General features: G+C 49.2%; 17 protein-coding genes. 10 read left to right on the forward strand and 7 right to left on the reverse strand.

From position 1 onward, the window contains the following. Positions 1-48 precede the first annotated feature (48 nt). Entirely contained in the window at positions 49-1,353 is a 1,305-nt protein-coding gene (locus AC1RVX_RS05380; RefSeq protein ID WP_493215701.1) for an MFS transporter, read from the reverse strand. 201 nt (positions 1,354-1,554) lie between these two features. Between AC1RVX_RS05380 and cyoA the strand changes: the two genes are divergently transcribed. The 9 genes from cyoA to AC1RVX_RS05425 all read left to right on the forward strand — a co-directional run bounded on the left by cyoA (position 1,555) and on the right by AC1RVX_RS05425 (position 11,009). After that, positions 1,555-2,610 carry a ubiquinol oxidase subunit II gene (gene cyoA, locus AC1RVX_RS05385; RefSeq protein ID WP_493215542.1) on the forward strand — a complete coding sequence of 352 codons (1,056 nt, stop codon included), beginning with the start codon at positions 1,555-1,557 and terminating at the stop codon, positions 2,608-2,610. Continuing rightward, complete coding sequence (gene cyoB, locus AC1RVX_RS05390) at positions 2,610-4,616, forward strand: cytochrome o ubiquinol oxidase subunit I (protein WP_493215702.1); 2,007 nt, start codon at positions 2,610-2,612, stop codon at positions 4,614-4,616. The genes cyoA and cyoB overlap by 1 nt, the downstream gene beginning before the upstream one ends. A gap of 61 nt (positions 4,617-4,677) precedes the next feature. Then, positions 4,678-5,274 (forward strand): cytochrome o ubiquinol oxidase subunit III, encoded by a 597-nt coding sequence (gene cyoC, locus AC1RVX_RS05395; protein ID WP_493215703.1) that lies wholly within the window; start codon positions 4,678-4,680, stop codon positions 5,272-5,274. Further along, positions 5,271-5,798: a cytochrome o ubiquinol oxidase subunit IV gene (gene cyoD, locus AC1RVX_RS05400; protein ID WP_493215543.1), complete on the forward strand. Its 528-nt coding sequence runs from the start codon at positions 5,271-5,273 to the stop codon at positions 5,796-5,798. Before cyoC ends, cyoD begins: the two co-directional genes overlap by 4 nt. Continuing rightward, complete coding sequence (locus AC1RVX_RS05405) at positions 5,795-6,667, forward strand: SURF1 family protein (protein ID WP_493215544.1); 873 nt, start codon at positions 5,795-5,797, stop codon at positions 6,665-6,667. Before cyoD ends, AC1RVX_RS05405 begins: the two co-directional genes overlap by 4 nt. 109 nt (positions 6,668-6,776) lie before the next feature. After that, complete coding sequence (locus AC1RVX_RS05410) at positions 6,777-8,129, forward strand: ATP-binding protein (protein WP_493215545.1); 1,353 nt, start codon at positions 6,777-6,779, stop codon at positions 8,127-8,129. A gap of 193 nt (positions 8,130-8,322) precedes the next feature. Beyond that, positions 8,323-8,859 carry a response regulator transcription factor gene (locus tag AC1RVX_RS05415; protein ID WP_493215546.1) on the forward strand — a complete coding sequence of 179 codons (537 nt, stop codon included), beginning with the start codon at positions 8,323-8,325 and terminating at the stop codon, positions 8,857-8,859. A 269-nt stretch (positions 8,860-9,128) separates the two neighbouring features. Then, on the forward strand, positions 9,129-10,205 hold the full coding sequence (locus AC1RVX_RS05420; RefSeq protein ID WP_493215547.1) for an acyltransferase family protein: 1,077 nt from the start codon (positions 9,129-9,131) through the stop codon (positions 10,203-10,205). 12 nt (positions 10,206-10,217) lie between these two features. Next, complete coding sequence (locus tag AC1RVX_RS05425) at positions 10,218-11,009, forward strand: WecB/TagA/CpsF family glycosyltransferase (protein ID WP_493215548.1); 792 nt, start codon at positions 10,218-10,220, stop codon at positions 11,007-11,009. Positions 11,010-11,155: 146 nt separating this feature from the next. On the opposite strand, the gene aceA is transcribed toward AC1RVX_RS05425, so the two are convergent. Then, positions 11,156-12,454 (reverse strand): isocitrate lyase, encoded by a 1,299-nt coding sequence (gene aceA, locus AC1RVX_RS05430; RefSeq protein ID WP_493215549.1) that lies wholly within the window; start codon positions 12,452-12,454, stop codon positions 11,156-11,158. 337 nt (positions 12,455-12,791) lie between these two features. Beyond that, positions 12,792-15,209 carry a hypothetical protein gene (locus tag AC1RVX_RS05435; protein ID WP_493215550.1) on the reverse strand — a complete coding sequence of 806 codons (2,418 nt, stop codon included), beginning with the start codon at positions 15,207-15,209 and terminating at the stop codon, positions 12,792-12,794. Between the two features lie 68 nt (positions 15,210-15,277). Between AC1RVX_RS05435 and AC1RVX_RS05440 the strand changes: the two genes are divergently transcribed. Further along, positions 15,278-16,588: an O-antigen ligase family protein gene (locus AC1RVX_RS05440; RefSeq protein WP_493215551.1), complete on the forward strand. Its 1,311-nt coding sequence runs from the start codon at positions 15,278-15,280 to the stop codon at positions 16,586-16,588. On the opposite strand, the gene AC1RVX_RS05445 is transcribed toward AC1RVX_RS05440, so the two are convergent. The 4 genes from AC1RVX_RS05445 to AC1RVX_RS05460 are packed head-to-tail and all read right to left on the reverse strand — an operon-like array spanning position 16,580 to position 20,961. Continuing rightward, a complete protein-coding gene (locus tag AC1RVX_RS05445) occupies positions 16,580-17,629 on the reverse strand; it encodes an acyltransferase family protein (protein ID WP_493215552.1) in 1,050 nt (349 codons plus the stop codon). The two genes, AC1RVX_RS05440 and AC1RVX_RS05445, sit on opposite strands and share 9 nt — an antisense overlap. Next, positions 17,626-18,582, reverse strand: coding sequence for a glycosyltransferase family 2 protein (locus AC1RVX_RS05450; RefSeq protein ID WP_493215553.1), 957 nt, complete (start codon positions 18,580-18,582; stop codon positions 17,626-17,628). The genes AC1RVX_RS05445 and AC1RVX_RS05450 overlap by 4 nt, the downstream gene beginning before the upstream one ends. Before the next feature lie 5 nt (positions 18,583-18,587). Then, positions 18,588-19,526, reverse strand: coding sequence for a polysaccharide biosynthesis tyrosine autokinase (locus tag AC1RVX_RS05455; protein ID WP_493215554.1), 939 nt, complete (start codon positions 19,524-19,526; stop codon positions 18,588-18,590). Next, positions 19,519-20,961 (reverse strand): Wzz/FepE/Etk N-terminal domain-containing protein, encoded by a 1,443-nt coding sequence (locus AC1RVX_RS05460; protein WP_493215555.1) that lies wholly within the window; start codon positions 20,959-20,961, stop codon positions 19,519-19,521. Before AC1RVX_RS05460 ends, AC1RVX_RS05455 begins: the two co-directional genes overlap by 8 nt. Between the last annotated feature and the right edge of the window lie 5 nt (positions 20,962-20,966).

Below are 20,966 nucleotides of genomic sequence, written 5' to 3' on the forward strand. Positions count from 1 at the left end.
ACTGGCAGGCGTCGGACAAGCATCCAACGTCTGCCCCAATCTCGTCGACTAGTTTCTGATCTCCAAAGCACGATTCAAGCTGAGCGCTGCTATCGAACACGCTGCGCCAGACAGCAGGTACAGACTGACATATTCCAGCCCAAAGTGTGAAGACAGTCCCAGCGCTACTAGCGGAGCAAAACCTGCCCCGACCAGCCATGCCAGATCAGATGTCAAAGCAGCGCCGGTATAACGGTATTTGGGAGCAAAATTAGAGGTCACAGCGCCCGATGCCTGCCCATAAGACAAGCCCAATATGCTGAAACCCAACAGAATAAAGATATCCTGTCCAAGTTCACTACCACCTAACAGGGCTGGTACGAATCCACTCAGCACAGCAATCATCGATGCCAGCACAAATAACATTCTGCGACGGCCAATACGATCGGCAACAAGACCAGAAATAATAATACCCAAGATCATCAATACGGCACCAGTCATCTGCACCTCCAAAAAGCCGCTCAGCGAACGCTTGGAGTAAATCGTGATCCACGATAATGGGAACACCGTGACAAGATGAAACAATGCGTAGCTTGCCAAAGCTGCCAGTGCGCCAATGAGCAAGTTGCGGCCTTGTGAACGGATCATCTCGACGACATTGGTTGGTTCCAGTTCGCGCTCATCCAGCAAATGCTTATATTCGTTGGTTGAAACCAACCTCAAGCGGGCAAATAAAGCGACCACGTTGATCGCGAACGCGACATAAAACGGATAACGCCACCCCCATTCCAGGAAGTCTTCTGTCGACAAATTGGCTACCATGTACGCAAACAAACCCGCAGCGATCATGAAGCCTACCGGCGCACCCAATTGCCCTAACATCGAATACCATCCGCGCTTATTTTCCGGCGCATTTAAAGCAAGCAAGGAAGGCAAACCATCCCATGAGCCACCGAGCGCAACACCCTGCCCAATACGCAACACGGAAAGTAACACAATAGATGTTGCGCCCAGATGTGAATAGGTAGGAAGAAAAGCAATGCCTGCGGTAGATACACCCAGCAACACCAGGGCAATGGTGAGCTTGGCTTCGCGTCCCAGTCGCCGTTGGATTTCCATAAACGTCACCGTGCCAAACGGACGAGCCAGGAAAGCAAATGAGAAGATCACGAACGCGTAGAGAGTACCTTCGAGTCGTTGCTCAAATGGAAAGAAAACCTGAGGAAAAACCAGCACCGAGGCAAGCGCATAGACAAAGAAATCAAAGTATTCCGACGCTCTGCCGATGACGACGCCAATTGCAATTTCGCCGGGAGCAATCGAAGAATGATCAGAATTAGTGTTTCTGACATTCCTGATTGCAGAATCTGTCATATAGCTGGGGGGCAGTTCATTCTCATTGGTGCTGATGCTGGCCATGATGGTCCCTCAAATTGTCTCAAAAATTATATTAGGTTCTCGTGCGATCTTCTTTTTTGATGCTTATTTGCAAACTAGGACAAAACGTCCAATCGCCAAGGCCTTTTTGTAAAGGTACATTAGCACAAATTTCTATATTTATTGACCTATCTCAATATGATTCCCTTATTTGCACGACGCGGATTTGCTGTTTTTTCTGCAATTTTGTTGGCGGGTTGCAACACGGTAGTAATGAATCCATCTGGCGATATTGCCTCTCAACAAAGCCATTTGATCTGGGTATCTACGCTGCTGATGTTGCTGATCATCGTGCCAGTGATCTTTCTTACCATCCTCTTTGCCTGGCGTTACAGAAAAAATAACACTTCAGCAAAGTACGAACCGGATTGGGATCATTCAACTCAACTGGAATTAGTGATCTGGGGTGCCCCGCTGCTGATTATCATCGCTCTGGGTCTGATCACCTGGATCAGCACGCATACTTTGGACCCCTATCGTAAGTTGTCGCGCCTGGATGAAAACCGCCCTATTCCCGCTGATACCAAGGTCTTGAACGTAGAAGTTGTAGCCCTGGACTGGAAATGGCTTTTCATCTACCCCGATCTTGGTATCGCTACGGTAAATGAAGTCGCAGCACCAGTTGACGTACCTGTCCGCTTCAAGATTACCGCATCCACTGTCATGAATTCCTTCTTTATTCCTGCACTGGCTGGTCAAATTTATGCCATGCCTGGAATGGAGACAACACTCAATGCCGTTATCAACAAGCCAGGTGAATTCGATGGTTTTTCAGCAAACTATAGCGGCGCAGGTTTCTCTGACATGCACTTTAAGTTTCATGGGATGAGCGCTCAAAATTTTGATTTGTGGGTACAAGCCGCCAAAACAAAAGCGCAGACACTGGACCGTGTAACTTATCAGGCATTAGAAAAACCAAGCCAGCGTGACCCGGTACGACACTACGCCAGCGTCGACGCAGACTTGTACCATGCGATCTTGAATCGTTGTGTCGGTGCTGGTGAAGTATGTATGGACAAAATGATGATGAGTGATGCAAGAGCAAATGCAAAGGCCTACGCCGCATCGAATGCGAAAACAGCTTTCGCCAATATTTTCACTCAACGCCTGAAACAAGATAACGCTTTACGTTTGTCCTTCGATACCGAAGCCGACATTTGCAAAGCTTCTCCTCTTATCATCGGAACCAAATGATGCAAGACCATATTGATTTGACGAAGCTCATCTTCGGCCGGCTCTCCTGGGATGCGATTCCCTTTCATGAACCTATCCTGCTGGCGACATTTGTTGTCGTAGGCATTGGTGGTTTCGCAGTTCTTGCGGCACTGACGTATTTCCGCGTTTGGGGTATGTTGTGGCGTGACTGGTTTACCAGCATCGATCACAAACGAATCGGCATCATGTACGTAATTTTTGCTTTGGTGATGCTGCTGCGCGGATTTGCAGACGCCATCATGATGCGCCTGCAACAAGCTTTGGCGTTTGGTGATTCTGCCGGCTTCTTGCCACCTCACCACTATGACCAGATTTTTACGGCACATGGCGTGATCATGATTTTTTTTGTGGCGATGCCCTTGGTGACTGGTTTGATGAACTACGTGGTACCGCTACAGATCGGTGCGCGCGATGTGGCGTTTCCTTTCCTGAATAATTTTAGCTTCTGGATGACTGCGTTTGGTGGTGGTCTGGTGATGGTGTCGCTGTTCATAGGCGAATTTGCCCGAACTGGCTGGCTGGCCTATCCACCGCTGTCTGGCATTATGTCCAGCCCGGATGTGGGCGTGGACTACTATATCTGGTCACTGCAGATCGCCGGGGTCGGCACTTTACTCTCAGGGATAAATCTGATTGCAACCATCATCAAAATGCGTGCGCCTGGCATGACCATGATGAAGATGCCCGTATTTACCTGGACTGCGCTTTGCACCAACGTATTGATCGTTGCGGCCTTCCCTGTCCTGACTGCAGTGTTGGGCATGTTGTCGCTAGATCGCATGGTAGGCACCAATTTCTTCACCAACGATCTGGGCGGAAACGCCATGATGTACGTGAACCTGATCTGGATCTGGGGTCACCCTGAAGTCTATATTTTAGTGTTGCCTGCGTTTGGCATTTTTTCTGAAATCGTATCGACATTCTGCAGCAAGCGTCTGTTTGGCTATACCTCCATGGTCTACGCGACTGTGGTGATCACAATTTTGTCCTACCTGGTATGGCTGCATCACTTCTTCACCATGGGATCTGGCGCGAGTGTCAATTCGTTCTTTGGCATCACGACCATGATTATTTCCATTCCGACAGGCGCGAAGATATTTAACTGGCTGTTCACGATGTACCGTGGCCGCATCCGCTTTGAATTGCCCATGTTGTGGACCATAGGCTTCATGATCACTTTCGTCATCGGCGGCATGACAGGTGTGCTGTTGGCGGTACCACCTGCCGATTTCGTTTTGCACAATAGCTTGTTCCTGATTGCTCACTTCCATAACGTCATTATCGGTGGCGTGCTGTTTGGTATGTTTGCTGGCATTAACTACTGGTTCCCAAAAGCGTTTGGCTACAAACTGGATGATTTCTGGGGAAAATGCTGCTTCTGGTTCTGGACTATCGGTTTCTACTTTGCGTTCATGCCTTTGTATGTATTGGGCCTGATGGGTGTAACAAGACGCTTGAGTCATTTCGAAGATCCATCCCTGCAAATCTGGTTCCAGGTCGCTGCTTTCGGCGCATTCCTGATTGCTTTGGGTATTGCCTCGTTCATCATCCAGTTATTTGTCAGCTATAAGCGTCGTGAGTCTCTGCGTGATGTTACTGGTGATCCTTGGGGTGGTCGTACGCTTGAATGGTCAACATCCTCACCTCCACCAGCATACAACTTTGCCTTCACACCAAAAGTCTATGACAACGATGCATGGGCTGACATGAAGAGCAATCAATATGCTCGTCCAAAAGACGGTTTCGTGGCGATACATATGCCGAAAAATACTGGCGCTGGCTTCATCATTGCCTTGCTGAGTGCGGTGTGCGGTTTTGCCCTGATCTGGCAAATGTGGTTGCTGGCGGGCCTGGGCTTTGTTGCCATGATGGCCGCGATCATTATCCATACCTTTAATTACAAGCGCGACTACTACATCCCTGCTGTCGATGTCATCCGCACTGAAGACGAACGTACCCGCTTGTCAGGTGCCAGCTATGTCTAATACTGCAACTTTTCCAAACGAGGGCACGAACTTGAATACCAGTGCAACTTCACACGCAGGCATGCACGCCAGCAGCGATTTTTACGTTAAAGAACATCATCCAGAAAACGGCACATTGCTCGGTTTCTGGATCTACCTGATGAGCGATTGCCTGATCTTCGCCTGCCTGTTTGCGACCTATGCCGTACTTGGCCGCAACTACGCCAGCGGACCTACAGGCGCAGAATTGTTTGACCTGCCTCTGGTTGCCGTCAATACGTCCCTGCTGTTGTTATCTTCGATCACGTATGGCTTTGCCATGCTGGAAATGCAAGGCAAGCGTGTTAAAACCACCTTGGTCTGGCTTGCTGTTACCGGCTTGCTGGGTGCCGGCTTTATCAGCCTGGAACTGTATGAATTTGTACACTTGATACATGAAGGTGCAGGCCCACAACGTAGCGGCTTCCTGACATCGTTCTTTGCCCTGGTCGGCACACATGGCTTGCACGTTACCTTCGGTAGTATCTGGCTCGTTACACTGATGCTCCAGATCGTCCGCCATGGACTTACACCAGAGAATGGCAGACGACTGATGTGCCTGTCTATGTTCTGGCACTTTCTTGATGTAGTCTGGATCGGCGTATTTACCTTTGTTTATTTGATGGGAGTCTTGCCATGAGCGCGCACCAAGAACACAGCACCCATGGTCACGGCAATCATCACGATGACCACCATGAACATGGACACATGCATGCCGGCCATGGCAGCCTGAAAAGCTATACCAAGGGATTTATCCTGGCTGTGATTTTGACAGCAATCCCATTCTGGCTCGTCATGGGAAAAGTCTTTGACAAATCGAGTACGACAGGATTGGTGCTGTTGGCGTTTGCAGCAGTGCAGATTGTGGTACACATGGTGTATTTCCTGCACATGAATACCAAATCAGAGGGCGGCTGGTCGATGTTGGCATTACTGTTCACCGGCATGCTGGTATTTATCATGATGAGCGGATCACTTTGGGTAATGTACCACTTGAATCACAATATGATGCCCGGCATGATGCATGAAGCCGAGACAAAACCGGAATCGATCAATGCCATATCCAAACCCTTATCCAAGCCCGCATTGCAATTGGCACCAGCAACAACGCCTGCATCAGGTAGCGCCCCCGACAGTATGAAGCCTATGCCGTCTATGCAATGAGTGATTCTGAACAAGGGCTGGCAGGTAAAGGTGCTGATCTGATGCTAAAAGTAGATCAACCCAAGCGCCATACCCGCCATTCCGCCTTTTTCAGATTAGCCTTCACCGCTTGCATGGGGGCTATTTTTGCAGGTTTCATTTCACTTGGCATCTGGCAAATTCAACGCCTGCAATGGAAACTGGATTTGATAGCACGTGTTGAACAACGGGTTCACGCCAATCCGGTTCCTGTCCCCACCTTCTCTGAATGGGCGCACATCAACGCAAGTGCTGACGAGTATCGTCATGTACAAGTTGCCGGCAACTTTCTGTATGAGAAAACGACCCTGGTGCAAGCCTCTACAGAATTGGGGCGCGGCTTCTGGCTACTGACACCGCTAGCGATGGCAGATCAAAGTACGGTCCTGGTTAATCGCGGTTTTATCCCGGAAAAAATGGCCGCATCTTATCGATCTAATCGAACATCATCCCAAAAAAATCTCACTGAATCACCAGGCATCAGCACTATTCATGTCAGTGGACTATTACGCATGACCGAGCCTGGTGGAGGTTTCCTGCAGAAAAATGACCCTGCCAACGATCGCTGGTATTCGCGCGATGTGCAGGCGATTGCAGCAGCGGTTGGCTTAACAAAGGTAGCCCCCTTTTTTATCGATGCAGATGCGACCATCAAAACAGTGAACGACCAACCTGGTGCGCCGCAAAATGACGACACTGCCATATACCCCGTCGCAGGCTTAACGGTGATTCAATTCCATAACAACCATTTGGTATATGCTGTAGTTTGGTTCTTGCTTGCAGCCATGACGGCAGCTGCCTGGTTTTATGTCAACCGGGATAGAAAACGTCAACAAAGCCAACACAGCTGAAACACAATACCGTAATTGAACTTCGAATTGAACCTCCCGCTCATGATATGGGAGCATTCCCGAATAGCCAGAATAGTCAGAACGATCAGAGCAAGCGGACATAGCGAACATGACAAAAAAAATAATACCGCACAGCCATGAGCAAGAAATTTCTGCTAAGCCGGCAACCAGAACGCCGGTAAAACAGTCCGCCATTGCTATCGAATACCAAAATTCGGCAGGCCACAAAAATATGCTTCAGCTTATTCAGCTGCGCTGGATTGCTGTTTTTGGTCAATTATCCACCATCTTGATTGTAAAGCTAGGCTTTGGCATTCAATTGCCCTTAGTCAAAATGCTGTCTGTTCTGATCTGCCTGATCGCCTTTAATATTGCCAGTCATTTACGCTGGCACGAGCGTGTTTTTGTGACGAATGGCGAACTTGTTTTTGCCTTACTGATCGATGTATTTAGCCTGACAGCACAGCTCTATTTTGGCGGTGGTACATCCAATCCTTTTGCGTTTCTGTATCTCCTGCAAGTGATTTTAAGTGCTGTCTTGCTTGAAGCCTGGTCCACCTGGATCATCGTCATCATCACCAGTGTCTGCCTGGCCGGACTATCGCTGTTTTCTGAACCTTTGTCTCTGCCACCTGGCGCAAACGGCGGGCTGTCGCGTTTATATGAAGCTGGCCTGATTATTTGTTTCATGCTCAATGCTGCCCTGCTGGTTTTCTTTATCACCCGTATTGGTCACAACCTGCGTGCCCGGGACGCCCAACTGGCAGATCTGCACCAACGGGCAGTTGAAGAAGATCACATCGTGCGCATGGGTCTGCTTGCTTCTGGCGCAGCGCATGAACTGGGCACACCGCTGGCGACGCTATCGGTGATCCTGGGTGACTGGCGACGGATGCCGCAGTTCAAGAAGGACGCCGAACTGCTGGAAGAAATCAGCGAGATGGAAACACAGCTGCAACGCTGTAAAAGTATCGTCAGCGGCATCCTGCTATCGGCTGGAGAAGCACGCGGAGAATCTGCGGTCAAAACCACGATCAATACTTTTTTAAATGACCTCACCAAAGAATTTATATCGACGCGATCAATTGTCTCATTTGGTTTCGATAATCAGATCAAAGAAGATATACCTATCGTCTATGATACTGCCCTCAAGCAAATGGTTTGTAACGTGCTCGATAACGCCCTGGAAGCCTCCCCTGAATGGCTGAGGATGGAGGTCAGGCGTGAAGATGATTCGTTGATATTCACAGTCGTCGATCATGGACATGGGTTTGACCCTGCCATTCTGTCACGCATAGGCGAACCTTATCAGTCAACCAAAGGCCGGCCGGGCAGCGGACTGGGATTGTTTTTTGTCGTCAACGTGGCACGCAAACTGGGCGGTCATGTCACTGCGTCCAACCGCGATGAAGGCGGCGCCATCGTACAATTGAGCCTGCCACTTTCGGCGATCAAGCTGTAAGTGGGATTTTCCATTAAGATTCGTGCTGGCGACGTATGCAACTTAACTGCATTTTTGATTCGACTGAGGCGCCCATGGCCAGCTATGAGCAACGAAAAACGTCAAAATGACAGAAAATACGCCGTAGTTACTGAAATTACACTTCTGGTGCACCTCATCGAAATCTCCGTTTAACTTCAGGAATTTGTTCACTATGCCAGAGAATCGTCTGCTACTCATTATTGAGGACGATACTGCTTTTGCCCGTACACTGGGTCGCTCGTTTGAGCGGCGCGGTTATACCGTCTTGCACGCAACAAACAAGGACGATGCTGAAAAACTATTATCAGATCATTCCCCTGATTATGCTGTCGTCGATCTGAAGTTGAATGGTCACTCGTCCGGACTGGCATGCGTGCAGCTTTTAAATCAACACAACCCCCACATGCTGATTGTCGTACTCACCGGCTTCGCCAGTATTGCAACTGCCGTGGAAGCGGTCAAACTAGGGGCTTGTCAATATCTGTCCAAACCCTCTAACACCGATGATATTGAAGCCGCCTTTGGACATATCGCCGGCACTGCCGATGTAGAAATTACGAATCGTTCCACTTCCCTCAAAAATCTGGAGTGGGAAAGAATCCACGAGGTGCTGGCCGAAACCGACTTTAATATTTCCGAAACAGCGCGCAGGCTAGGCATGCATAGACGTACGCTGGCACGCAAGCTGGAGAAACAAAGGATTAAATAGCTCAATCACCATACCAGCAAATAAAAGCATGTCAGTAATTCTGACCGGTGGTCTAAACCTTACGATCGATAATTAACTCAACATAAAAGTCACCGTTTGCGCTTTACCGGTTAGGAATACAACATCCATCCGGATTATGGATTGAAAACGTTTTGACAATTCAGCCACGCACATCCTCTATAATGGGGACTTGGATTCGATAAGCTTCCACCCTCACGTCTTGCATATCGACTCCTCTACACCACCCAAACTAAACTTGCCAACCATGAATGTCACTATCATTAGCTGTCAATATTCGAGAGGTGGGAATGAGTAATGAGCATTGCGCGTACCTATCCACAAAAAAATTTGCGTCCCTAGACGGATTGCGTGCCGTCAGCATCTTCGCGGTCATCTGGCATCATACCGCTCCTGCCAGTGTTAATCATGTTATGGCTACCATTGGCGCGCAAGGGGTACAACTGTTCTTTGCCATTAGTGGCTTCCTGATCACTACTCTATTACTCCGGGAACGCGACCGGAACGGCAAAATAGATATCAAAGCATTTTACCTGCGCCGCGCACTGCGGATTTTCCCTTTGTACTATGGCACCTTAGCACTCTATGTCATTGTCGTAGCTGTGCTTGAACGTCACTCACAATATGGTCAGGCTTTTTTTAGTAATCTGATTTACTTCGCCACTTATACCTCGAACCTGTTTGTCCCACTTGATGGGCGCGTGATTTTTTATTTTTCCTGGTCACTTGCTGCTGAAGAACAATTTTATCTAATCTGGCCACCTCTTCTTATATTGACGGGATCAATAAAGAATGCCAGTTTGTCATTGATATTGGCATTGCTTCTTTGTATCGCAGGGCAACTCATAGGGAACGCATTTCTTAGCGCGGTGCCATTACCCATTGTAATTGGCGCTTTGCTAGCCATAGCCCTGAATGATGAAACGTTCTTCAATTCGCTATTAAAGATACTTGGTCAACCCTGGTCTGGCCCGGTTATTGCAGTTTGCTTGCTGGCAAATCTAGCTTCAAATGCCTTGCCAAATTTTATATCCTCTCTACTATTTTCTGCCTTGGTTGGCTCCTGTGTCGTCAAGGAAAATCATCTATTTGGCAAGCTGCTACGCGCAAGCCCAATTGCGTATATCGGCTCCATCAGTTACGGCATGTACATGCTACACATGCTATGTAAAAACCTTGTCGTCAAAGCTTTCAAGCTAATCGGCGTGGTAGATTCTGGTATCACCACTTTCATATTGACTAGCCTGCTGACGATCATTTTGGCAAGAATCAGTTTTATCTATTATGAAAGCTGGTTTTTGAGAAAAAAAGTACCCTTTGAACGCTGAAATTATGCTGACATGAATTCATCTACAACCAGACTGATTACCACTAAATTATTTGGTTTAAATATCTGCAATATGCGTTTTGCAGATGCCAATCAGCATTTGCTGGAAGTTGCCAGTCGTCGTGACCATACTAGCCGCGTGGTGGTGACGCCGAATGTCGATCATATGACCAAGCTGGAATATGAGCCAGTATTCAAGACCTTGTACGCAACGTCTGATTATATTTTTGCTGATGGCATGCCCATCATTTGGGCCAGCAAGATGTGCGCCCTGCCCTTGCCAGAACGTGTGACTGGGGCTGATCTGTTTGTGTCACTTTGCCGTGGCTGCATAGAAAAAGACATGTCGATTTTTGTTTTGGGCGGCATGCCAGGGCAAGAAAGTCTGTTGCTGGAATCCTTTGCCAAAACCTACCCTGGGCTGAAGGTCGATATTTTCTGTCCATCCATGCAGTTTAGTGCTGATGGTGCGGAAAGTGATCGGGCATTACAACGCATACAGGATAACAAACCCAATATCCTTTTCATTTGTCTGGGCATGCCCAAGCAAGAGCGTCTGGCATTTCGCTATCGTGAGCAATTCACCACTGACAATGTGCCACTGATATTGTGTGTGGGTGCCGCCATGGAATTTGCACTGGGGCAGAAAAAACGTGCTCCACTTTGGATGCAAAAGATAGGCATGGAATGGTTCTGGCGTCTTGCCAGTGAACCGCGCCGGCTATGGCAGCGCTATACGACACAAGCCTGGCGCTTTGTTGGCTTGTTGCTGCGTGAGCGAAAAATACAAAAGCAGATGCGCTGAATTTAAAACGAAGTTCAGCTTCAATCCTCGCAACGTCGCATAAGAAATTAAAAAAACCGCACAGATTAATCTGCGCGGTTTTTTCTTGGGAGCTTACTTGGTGCTGAATTTACTGCTAATTTTACTGCTATTTTTAACGCTGATATTTATGCTACTTTTTTTGCATCGAAGAATTGTTCATCTTCTGTCGAACCATGCAAAGCTGTCGTGGAAGACTTGCCTTGCTGGATAGTTTGTGTGACTGCATCAAAGTAGCCTGTACCAACTTCGCGTTGATGCTTAACAGCAGTGAAGCCTTTTTCAGCTGCTGCGAATTCAGCTTCTTGCAATTCAACGAAGGCAGACATCTGGCGACGTGCGTAACCGTGGGCCAGGTTGAACATGCCGTAGTTCAATGCATGGAAACCAGCCAGTGTGATGAACTGGAATTTGTAGCCCATTGCGCCCAGTTCTTTCTGGAATTTGGCGATGGTGGCATCGTCCAGGTTTTTCTTCCAATTGAAAGATGGGGAGCAGTTATAAGACAGCAATTTACCTGGGAACTTGGCATGGATAGCGTCAGCAAATGCCTTGGCGAATTCCAGATCAGGTTTGCCAGTTTCGCACCAGATCAAGTCTGCATATTCTGCATAGGCCAGACCACGGGAAATAGCTTGCTCCAGACCTGGTTTGGTTTTGTAGAAGCCTTCAACCGTACGTTCGCCTGTGCAGAAAGGTTGGTCGTTGGGGTCCACGTCAGATGTCAGCAAATCAGCTGCTTCAGCATCGGTACGGGCCAGTATCACGGTGGAAGTACCCATGATGTCAGCAGCCAGACGGGCAGCGTTCAGTTTTTCAACTGCTTCACGTGTTGGCACCAATACTTTGCCGCCCATGTGGCCGCATTTTTTAACGGAAGCCAGTTGATCTTCAAAGTGAACGCCAGATGCGCCCGCTTCGATCATGGCCTTCATCAGTTCGAAGGCATTCAATACGCCACCGAAACCAGCTTCAGCATCAGCCACGATAGGGGCGAAGAAGTCGATGTCGTCTTTACCTTCAGACCATTGAATCTGGTCAGCACGTGTCAGAGTGTTGTTGATGCGCTTGACAACCAGTGGTACAGAATTGGCTGGGTACAGGGATTGATCTGGGTACATTTCACCAGCAACGTTGGCGTCGCCAGCAACTTGCCAGCCAGACAGATAGATGGCTTTCAAGCCAGCTTTTACCTGTTGCATGGCCTGGTTACCAGTCAGCGCGCCCAGTGCATTGATGAAAGGTTCGTTATTGACCAGATCCCACAGTTTGATCGCGCCGTTTTTGGCGATGGTGTGCTCAACCTTCATGGAACCACGCAGACGAACCACGTCTTCTGCCGTGTAGTTACGCTTGATACCGTTCCAGCGTGGATTGGTATCCCAGTCTTTTTGCAATTCTGCTACTTGTTGTGCGCGAGTTGTCATGTTTCTCTCCTGTGGGCAAATCAAATAAAAAAGTGAATCCGTTGAGAGAAATAATAGGGTATTTTTTGCGTAGCAACAAGGTCTTATATAAGACATATAACAAATATTTAATCGTTTAAAATCAAATACTTAAAATATGTTTTTTGCGATGTGAAATAACATTCCTCAGAATGAGAAAAATAATTTGTGCAGATACACAGTTTCATTTCACAATGCGAAAAATGCTGCTCACATTATAAAATTCGGAAATTCAATTCTGCACATAAAGAAAATTAAGTTTCAAAATGAAATTCAGAGTTGTAAATTTTTGATTCAGATTAGGAAGTATTAATCTGGTTTATTCCAGCACAATCTCGTACCAAGGCGATGGATAATCAAAATCCAGCTCGAATCCACCCGTTTTTTGCCGGACAGCAGTATGAGGCAGCGCTTTCATGCGACTGCCACTACCATCCAGTGGAAAGACTGTTATTTTTTTGCTGCTGGTAGCATGGAACAGCTTGACGGGAATACGCTCCAGCCAGACTGGGGCATTGCCATCCAGCGCGCCAGATGGTTTGATTGAGGTTGTGGTATCTGGCTCCAGCGTCCACCAGGCTTTTTGTCCGTCGTAGTTAACCAGTTTTTTGGGACGTTGTGGTATGACATTTGGCTGAGTTGCTGCCGTGGCACCGGACAATACCAGCAGCAAGCGTCGGGAACTCTTCAAAGGTAGTGCGTCACGGCTGGTCAATAGCATAACCCCATACTGCCTGCCTTTTTCAGCAAACATGGGCAAGGTTTTGTCTGAATCCAGATTCACCGACAAGTCTGAGCGGGTACCGGCAAACATGCGTGCATAAGTTGTATCCGCAAATAACCAGGGGCCAGACTGGTTATAGCGCAACTGCCTTCCAGGAGCTGTCCATAACATATCCTCATCCACCCATGTTTTTGCGTAACGTGCCCCGGATTTAGCCATGCTCTCAGATTTTGCCTGCATATCATGCAGCATACCCAGGCGCGAGAAAAATGCATGCTTATATTCCAGCCCATATTGCGCTTGCAAATAACCGGGGAAGCCGCTACCGCTGACGCCATCGCGCAAGGCTCCCAGCATTTGCCTGGTCTCGGTCGGCAGATTAATGGCTATCTGTTCAGGCAGCGGACGTATCTGATATTGACGGAATAATGCAGAGGCTATCCCAGTCGTTACCAGTTGTCCGGCATGACCGCTCAGGCCAAAACTGTCAGGTACAGACAACCAGCGATCACCATCTATATAGTGAAAAAGAAATAGCCCGTCCCAGTCTTGCGCGGCAGCAATGGCACTCATCACCGGCAGAATTTCTGCGGACTGGCGATTCGGGTAAGCCTGGTTAAATTCACTGATGACAAAAGGCTTGCGCAGGTCACGCACATAGGCGCGTTGCAATAGCGCTTGCCAGCCATCGCGCAATACGGATTCATCGCGGATGCGCCAGTCGTTCCTGTCCCATGGCTTGTTTGGAAAGTCATAGTGGTCAACATAGAAATGCTCATCCACGTAATCCATCTGTTGCTGCGCATCTGCCATGGCAATGCCGCCAAAATACATTTGCGTTCCTGTCAGCGGCACCAAATCACCCAGTTCCTGCCGTATGGTTTTACGCATCACGGTCAGGTATTGCATATCCATGTCCGACAAATAACGGACATAATCCAGCACCCGACGCCCATTTCCCTCTTTGTGTGGCCGGTATTGCTGTTGCAGTGCAGTTGGTGTGGCATAACCCAACCTGGTCATTGCCCTGCTGCCAAAACGTTGCAATCGGGCCAACCAGCCCTCACCATATTCCAGCACATTGGCTTCGGACGATTTGACGTTGATAATGCCCTTTCTGGGCAAAGAACAGCTATCCCACACTGCGCAAGCCTGTTCGGCGCTGCCATATTGGCGCAATACCCATTTTTGCCAATTCTGCTGCAGTTGGCGTTCATATTCACCAGTCAGGGAATCGAGTTGTGTGCGCTGCCATGCGCCAAGCAGCGATGATTCATTGTTGATTTCTATCATTGCCAGGGCCGGGTCGTCTTTCAACTCCAATCGCCGCAACAATTGCTGCACATATTCGGCCTGCAGGCTGATCATGCGTGGCTCGAACAAATGCAAGGGGTGGCTGGCAAAAGGCATCTGTTCGCCTGGCGTCAAGGGTGTCACCTGGTCCACTGCGGGCCTGAACTGGTAACCCACGTGCAAATTCAGGTTCACGTACAAGCCTTCCGCCTTCAGTGCATTGATAAAGGTCCGCAGACGCAGCAAGGCGGCTTCATTGAAACTGGGGAAGGCGGCTGTCGTTAAAATGCCACGCGGCTGTTCCTGACTGTCGCTGAGCACGGTGTCCAGATGATGCAGGCGCACGGCATTGAATCCGAGTCTGCGCAAGCGCCTGGCTATTTTAACGGCATCTTTTTCGTCAGGAAAATTGGCAGCATTCGCCAGGCTGATGCCAAACAGACGCACCCGGCTGTCGTCACGGGTACCTTGCTTGCCATCATGTCCAAGGCGAAAAAAATGATTCCCCTTGACGTATAGCCGGTCGCCTGCTTCCAACGCATGGTTCATGCCACCAAAATCAACGACGCTAGACAAGTTATCTTCATTCACTTCAAAGGGATACCAGGACAATTCCCCTGCTCTGGCAGAAACAGCAATAACACACCATGCCAACAGAGAAGTCAGCAAACGCAGCATAGGATGACCAGGAGAACGGGCAGGAAATTGAAAATACTTCATAGTTTGGGTCGCAACTGACATGGTAGCCATTAGAATATCGCACAAACACATGACATCAGTATTGAGAAATGCAAAATTTGCCTGTACTGCCATCCAGCCTGAACCAGCTGGAAACCAATATCGTCAAACTGATGATCATTCTGTTCGTCATTTTCTCTCTGCTGCCATATGGCCTGTCCTGGGACTATACCGGCTCATCTGCTGTCACCATGGAAGGCTCGCTCACCACCAAATTGCAATGGGGCAGCCTGTTCATTCTGGCAACCTTCATTCTTTACCGTCATTTACCCGAAACCCTGAAAGATATTCGTGCCATGAATCCCTTTCTGGCGCTGGTCCTGATCTGGTGCCTGGCTTCCAGTCTGTGGTCACCGCTGTCGGCTACTACTTTCAAGCGTGCCATACAGCTATATGGCCTGGTGATGATAGGTTTCAGCGTGCAACTCGCAGCCCGCCCACTGCAACTGATGGTCAATTATGTGCTTTACACGTTGACGGGCTTGTTGATACTGTCGTTTTTCATGGCGATTGCCGTTCCCAGCATAGGGATAGATTACGAACTGGGTGGTGCCTGGCGCGGCGCCTTGTCACAGAAAAATGAACTGGGTCAGGTCGCCGCCCTCAGCATTCTGTTATGGCAAATCAAGTCGTGCACTGAAAAAGTCGGCATACGCAGCCTGGCTTTGGGTCTGTTATTTTCTTTTTTCATGCTGGTCATGAGCAAAAGCTCCACCAGTATGATTATCACCTTGCTGACGACAGGTATATTCCACCTGTTGCGCAAACGCCATATTTCATCATCCTATTCACTGACGCGTGCCACCCTGGTCATTGTTTGTTTGCTGACCATCGCCGTTTATGTTTTCTTCATGCAAGAGTCACGCATGCCTACCTGGCAAGAAGCTGCGTCACCCATTGCCAGCCTGTTTGGCAAAGGCACAGACCTGACTGGTCGCACCGATGTCTGGCAACTGGTCTGGCTGGAAATCAACAAGCACTACCTCATGGGCCTGGGCTATGGCGCGTTCTGGCTGGGGCCGGACAGTTTGTCGCAATTTGTAATTGATGCCCTGCACTGGATTCCCCTGCAGTCGCACAATGGCTATCTGGATATCCTCAATGAGCAAGGACTAATCGGTCTGATACTGGTGATACTGACACTGCTGACGCAGGCTGGCTTTCTGGTTACCCTGGCCCGCCTTGACCGCCAGCAGGCTGCATTCTGGTCAGCCATGCTGGTTGTGGTGGTGATTACCAATTTCACCGAAAGCAGCCTGTTTCGTGGCTTTGTATTCCAGAATGTATTTTTCATCTTCAGCCTGATCGCTGTCAGTTCGGCCACCAGACGCTTAAAGTACGCCCAATCGCAATCAGCTTAGCAGCTTACGCCCCAACGCCTGAAATTTTTGCTCGATATAGCGGTAGGACAGATGCGACAACAACCAGGAAAACACCGTCACCACCATCAATCTGAGCAGGACAGAGGTTTCAGGCATATACCAGTTCACGACACCAATCACCAGCCAGTGATATAGATAAAGGGAATAGCTGATCCTGCCTACGTACACCACTGGTGGCCATTGCAGGAAACTGTTGAGGCAATTGCGAGAAAATACCAATGTCGAAAACATCAGGAACAAGGCTATGCCTTGCAATGAATACCGCAGCGATTCCCGAAAATTTTCATCACGAATAGCAAGACTGATCAACATGACAGCCGCTCCCACGGCAAAGCTGTGCAAGGTATTCAGGCGTGCAAACAATTGGGGGTAACGTGCCAATATCAATGACAGGCAGACACCATATAAAATCGAATCGGCACGGGTATCTGTCGCCGTATAAATGCGGTAATGCGGCAAATGATCCAGGCCTATGCCATATACCAGGTAGCTGCGCCAGGCCAGCATCGCCAGCAAGATCACGGCAATGACACCCAGAAAACGCCTTGGCGCGCCAGCGAAGACCATAAAAAGAAACGGAAACACAAAATAGAAATGTTCTTCCACTGCCAGCGACCAGGTGATAGCCAAGGGTTGCTTGATCAGTTCACCACTGAACGTGGAATAAATACCATAGTAATTGGCAAAATACAGAAATACTGCGGCCGGTTCGGTCCATGTCCAGACATCCCCAACCAGTGACATCAGCGTCACCGAAATCCCCACAAACAGCAACAGGGCCGGTGTCAGGCGAAACAGCCTGCGCACATAGAAGTGACGTATGCTAATACTGCCTTTTGCATCCCACTCAGACAACATGAGTTTGGTGATGATGAAGCCGCTGATAAAAAAGAAAATCGTAACGCCCAGGCCACCCGGCACCACATGCCCAAAGCCTGCATGCGAGAAAAAAACCATGGCAATGGAAACAGCGCGCAAACCATCAAGTGCCTGCAAGCGATGTTGGGAATGATTACTCATGACTTACTTGCTGCTCCCTGACTACCGTATGCATGAGAAGCCTTACCCCAGAAATAACTCAGCTTACCCAATTGGGAAGCCGCAATTCTCAACCAGGTAAATGTTTTCAAAGGCCTGACAGGAAGGCACAGCAACGCAAATAACAGCGCCAGTACAAACTGCGCGCAGGCACGGCCACTCAACAGGATAGCCGACCGCCATCTTTTCATACCAGACAACATTGCCAGTTCGGTACGGATAAATAATTGTCCGGTACGATAAGAGCGTTGCAGCAGCCATTTCGCCGTGGCCCGTTCTGCCGGAATATATTCATTGGCAGGGGCCTCATCACACCACACCATGACTGCCCCCATTGCATCCAGCCGCCGGAATAGCATGGTATCCTCACCACCAGTGGTGCCAAAGGCGGGGTCAAACGGGCCGATACCACCCTGCTGACTTGAAGCCAATCGTTGCAGCAAGACGTGCCGTATCAACACATTGCCACTGCGTGCATCACGATGGTCTATTCGAGTTCCGGTAGGCATGCGCCGTCGATCAAAATACCCTCCCCGTCGTATCCAGTCCGGGGTGGCTTCCGCGTAGTCGGGTAATACCGGTGCAAACACCACATCGGCATTGTGTGCAGCCTGTACTGCCATCAATTGCTGCAACCAGATGGATACTGGCACTTCATCATCATCGATCATGACAATCCAGTTTCCCTTTGCTGCGGCAATGGCAGCATTGCGTGCGAGGGAGATATTGGGATTGGCGAGATTGATTACGGTCAGGCTGTCGCCAAACAGCTGCCCCATTTCTGCCAGCACTGCCGATGCAGATTGTGCCGGGTCATTGTCGACGACGATGACTTCAACACTGTGTTCTGCCGCCTGTTCCCAGATCGTCTGCAGCAAACGGCGCAGCAGGACTGGTCGCTTGTAGGTGCAAATACAAATACTCAGATCAGTCATGAGTCTTAATGTTTACGCCGGAACATGCGAGAAACCAGGCGATACATCCATGAAAACGGCGCCAGACCGGACGCACCATCATCCTCATGCTGATTGTAGATCGTGCCCAATACCTCAACGCCAGCAGCCAGCATGTCCGCCTTGGTCTGGCGCAGCTCATCGATATAAGTATGGTCTGTGCGCGCCAACAGCAAGACACTACCGGTTTGATGGGCCACCATCTGCGCATCAGAGGCTTTTGACGCCGCATGGGTATCAATCACAAAGGCGTCAAACTGCTCGCCGCAGGATTCCAGCAATTCACGGATGCGCGGTGCTCGCAAAATTTCCAGCGGATTCGGTGGTTGCGGCCCGGCTGGCAGCAAATGCAGGCTGGGCATGAGCTGAATCAAGGCATCGGACAAGCTGATGCGCCCCGCCAGCACAGATGAAAGACCATCTGGCTTACCCAGTGAAAAATATTCGTGCAGGCTACCACCACGTAAATCTGCATCGATCAGCAAGGTGCGTTTACCCACCTGCGACAGCGCAATCGCCAGGCTGGCAGCCATATAGCTTTTACCATCACCCTTGGCGGCGCTGACCATGGCCAATTTTATTTTTTCCTGGCTGCTGAATTTCAACAGCAATTCACTGCGCAGACGCCGGATTTCTTCTGCTTCTTTGCTAAAGGGAAAATAAAAGAATTTCAGTGAAGGGTCGGCACTGCCATTGATCAGGCTCTTGGTTGAATAACCAAATTGTTCGCCTAATGCCTGATCCAGCTGTGCCTGGGTAAGGTAACCCAGCGCCAGGGCAGCGTCGCCAAAGCGCAGCTTTTTTTCCTTTTGCAGTTGCGCAACCTGGTCGATCTGCTCAGGCGTGAGCAAGCCTTTTTGCAAAAACAACTCACCCAAGCGCCCTATCTTGGATACATTCTGCACCTGGGTTTCAGCTTCACGCATGCATGCCTCGCTCAAGCTGTTGCGGTTGGCTGTCACTGCCACTCAATCTTTCGTCAAACCCTATTTTTGCCATTACCGGCTCATCAAATTCACGTTCCAAATCTTCCAGGCAGCGTACACGTCGGTTCAACAATTCCAGCAAGAATGCCAGACCAAAACCAAACACGACACCAGCCAGTAAACCAAATATCAAATTATTGCGCAGTAAAGGCTTGGCATGTTTTTCTGGAAGTTCAGCCCATTGCATGACAGAGGCATTGGAAATCACCACATTACTGGTCATCAATAATTCATCAAATTTTTGTATCGCAGCATTATAAATTTTTTGTACGCTATCAAGCTGCCGTTGATATGAACTGATGACATCCCTGTGTTTTTTATTTTCAAATGTCTTTTTCTGGTAGGCGGCAATGTCAGCCTCGATGACTTTTTCCTGCTGTGACAGGCGATCTTCGGATGCTCGCAGCATTTCAAAGGCGGTGGCTGACTCTCTTTGCAGCTTATCCATCAGGGCCTGGCGTTCATCCTGGATGGCAATATATTTCGGATGACGTACCCCCAAGGTAATCTTGGCATTTGCCATTTGCGCATCAAGGGAAATCAGGGCTGCCTTCAGACCGGAAATATGTCCAATGCCCGCGATTTCAGGAATATCTGATTCAGGATTACCCTGTTTCACCAACTTTTCCAGAGATTGCCGCTTGGCCTGCGCCTCGACCCGCTGCAACTGTACATCGACCAGGCGCACACTGAGGGCATTCATCTGCTTCGATTCAAGGTCAGCTCTTTCATCAACATCCACAATCTGGTATTGCTGCTGGTAGGCAGTAAGCTTATTTTGCAACTCATCAATCTGCCGGCTCATGGATTCCAGCTGGGCATTGTATTGATCGCGTCTTGCCCTGGCGGGGGCATTCATCATTTCCAACGACAAATCGATATATGCCTTGACCACGGCATTGGCAACATCCGTGGCATGCCTGGGATCATTGGACGAATACTGGATTTCGATCACGCGACTATTTTTATGCGGAGCGACTTCGGTATTCCTGACGATCGCTTCAGCCAAAGCCCGCAAGCCGCGCTGTTCGCCATATTTGACGATAAATTTCTTACCTTCCGGTGTTGCCTGCAAACCCAGTACCTGTATCACTCTTTCTGCAACCTGTACGCTCTTGATGACATCGAACTGGGTCTGCAAATAACTTTCGTCCTGCATGGGATGAAATTGGCGGCCACTGATCGGGTCATTCATGCGGTAATCAATGAATATCTCGGCACTCGCCACATAGGTTTTAGGCAGCAACAGGCTGGCTACGACCGCACCGGCCACCGCCACCACCATGACAAACGCGATCAATAACTGACGCGCACGCAGCATGGCCCCGATCTGGGCAAAGGACAATACCAACTCACTGGGGGATGTTCTCATCATGCGCT

This window comes from Undibacterium sp. GW821-FHT11B02 (genome assembly GCF_058808955.1).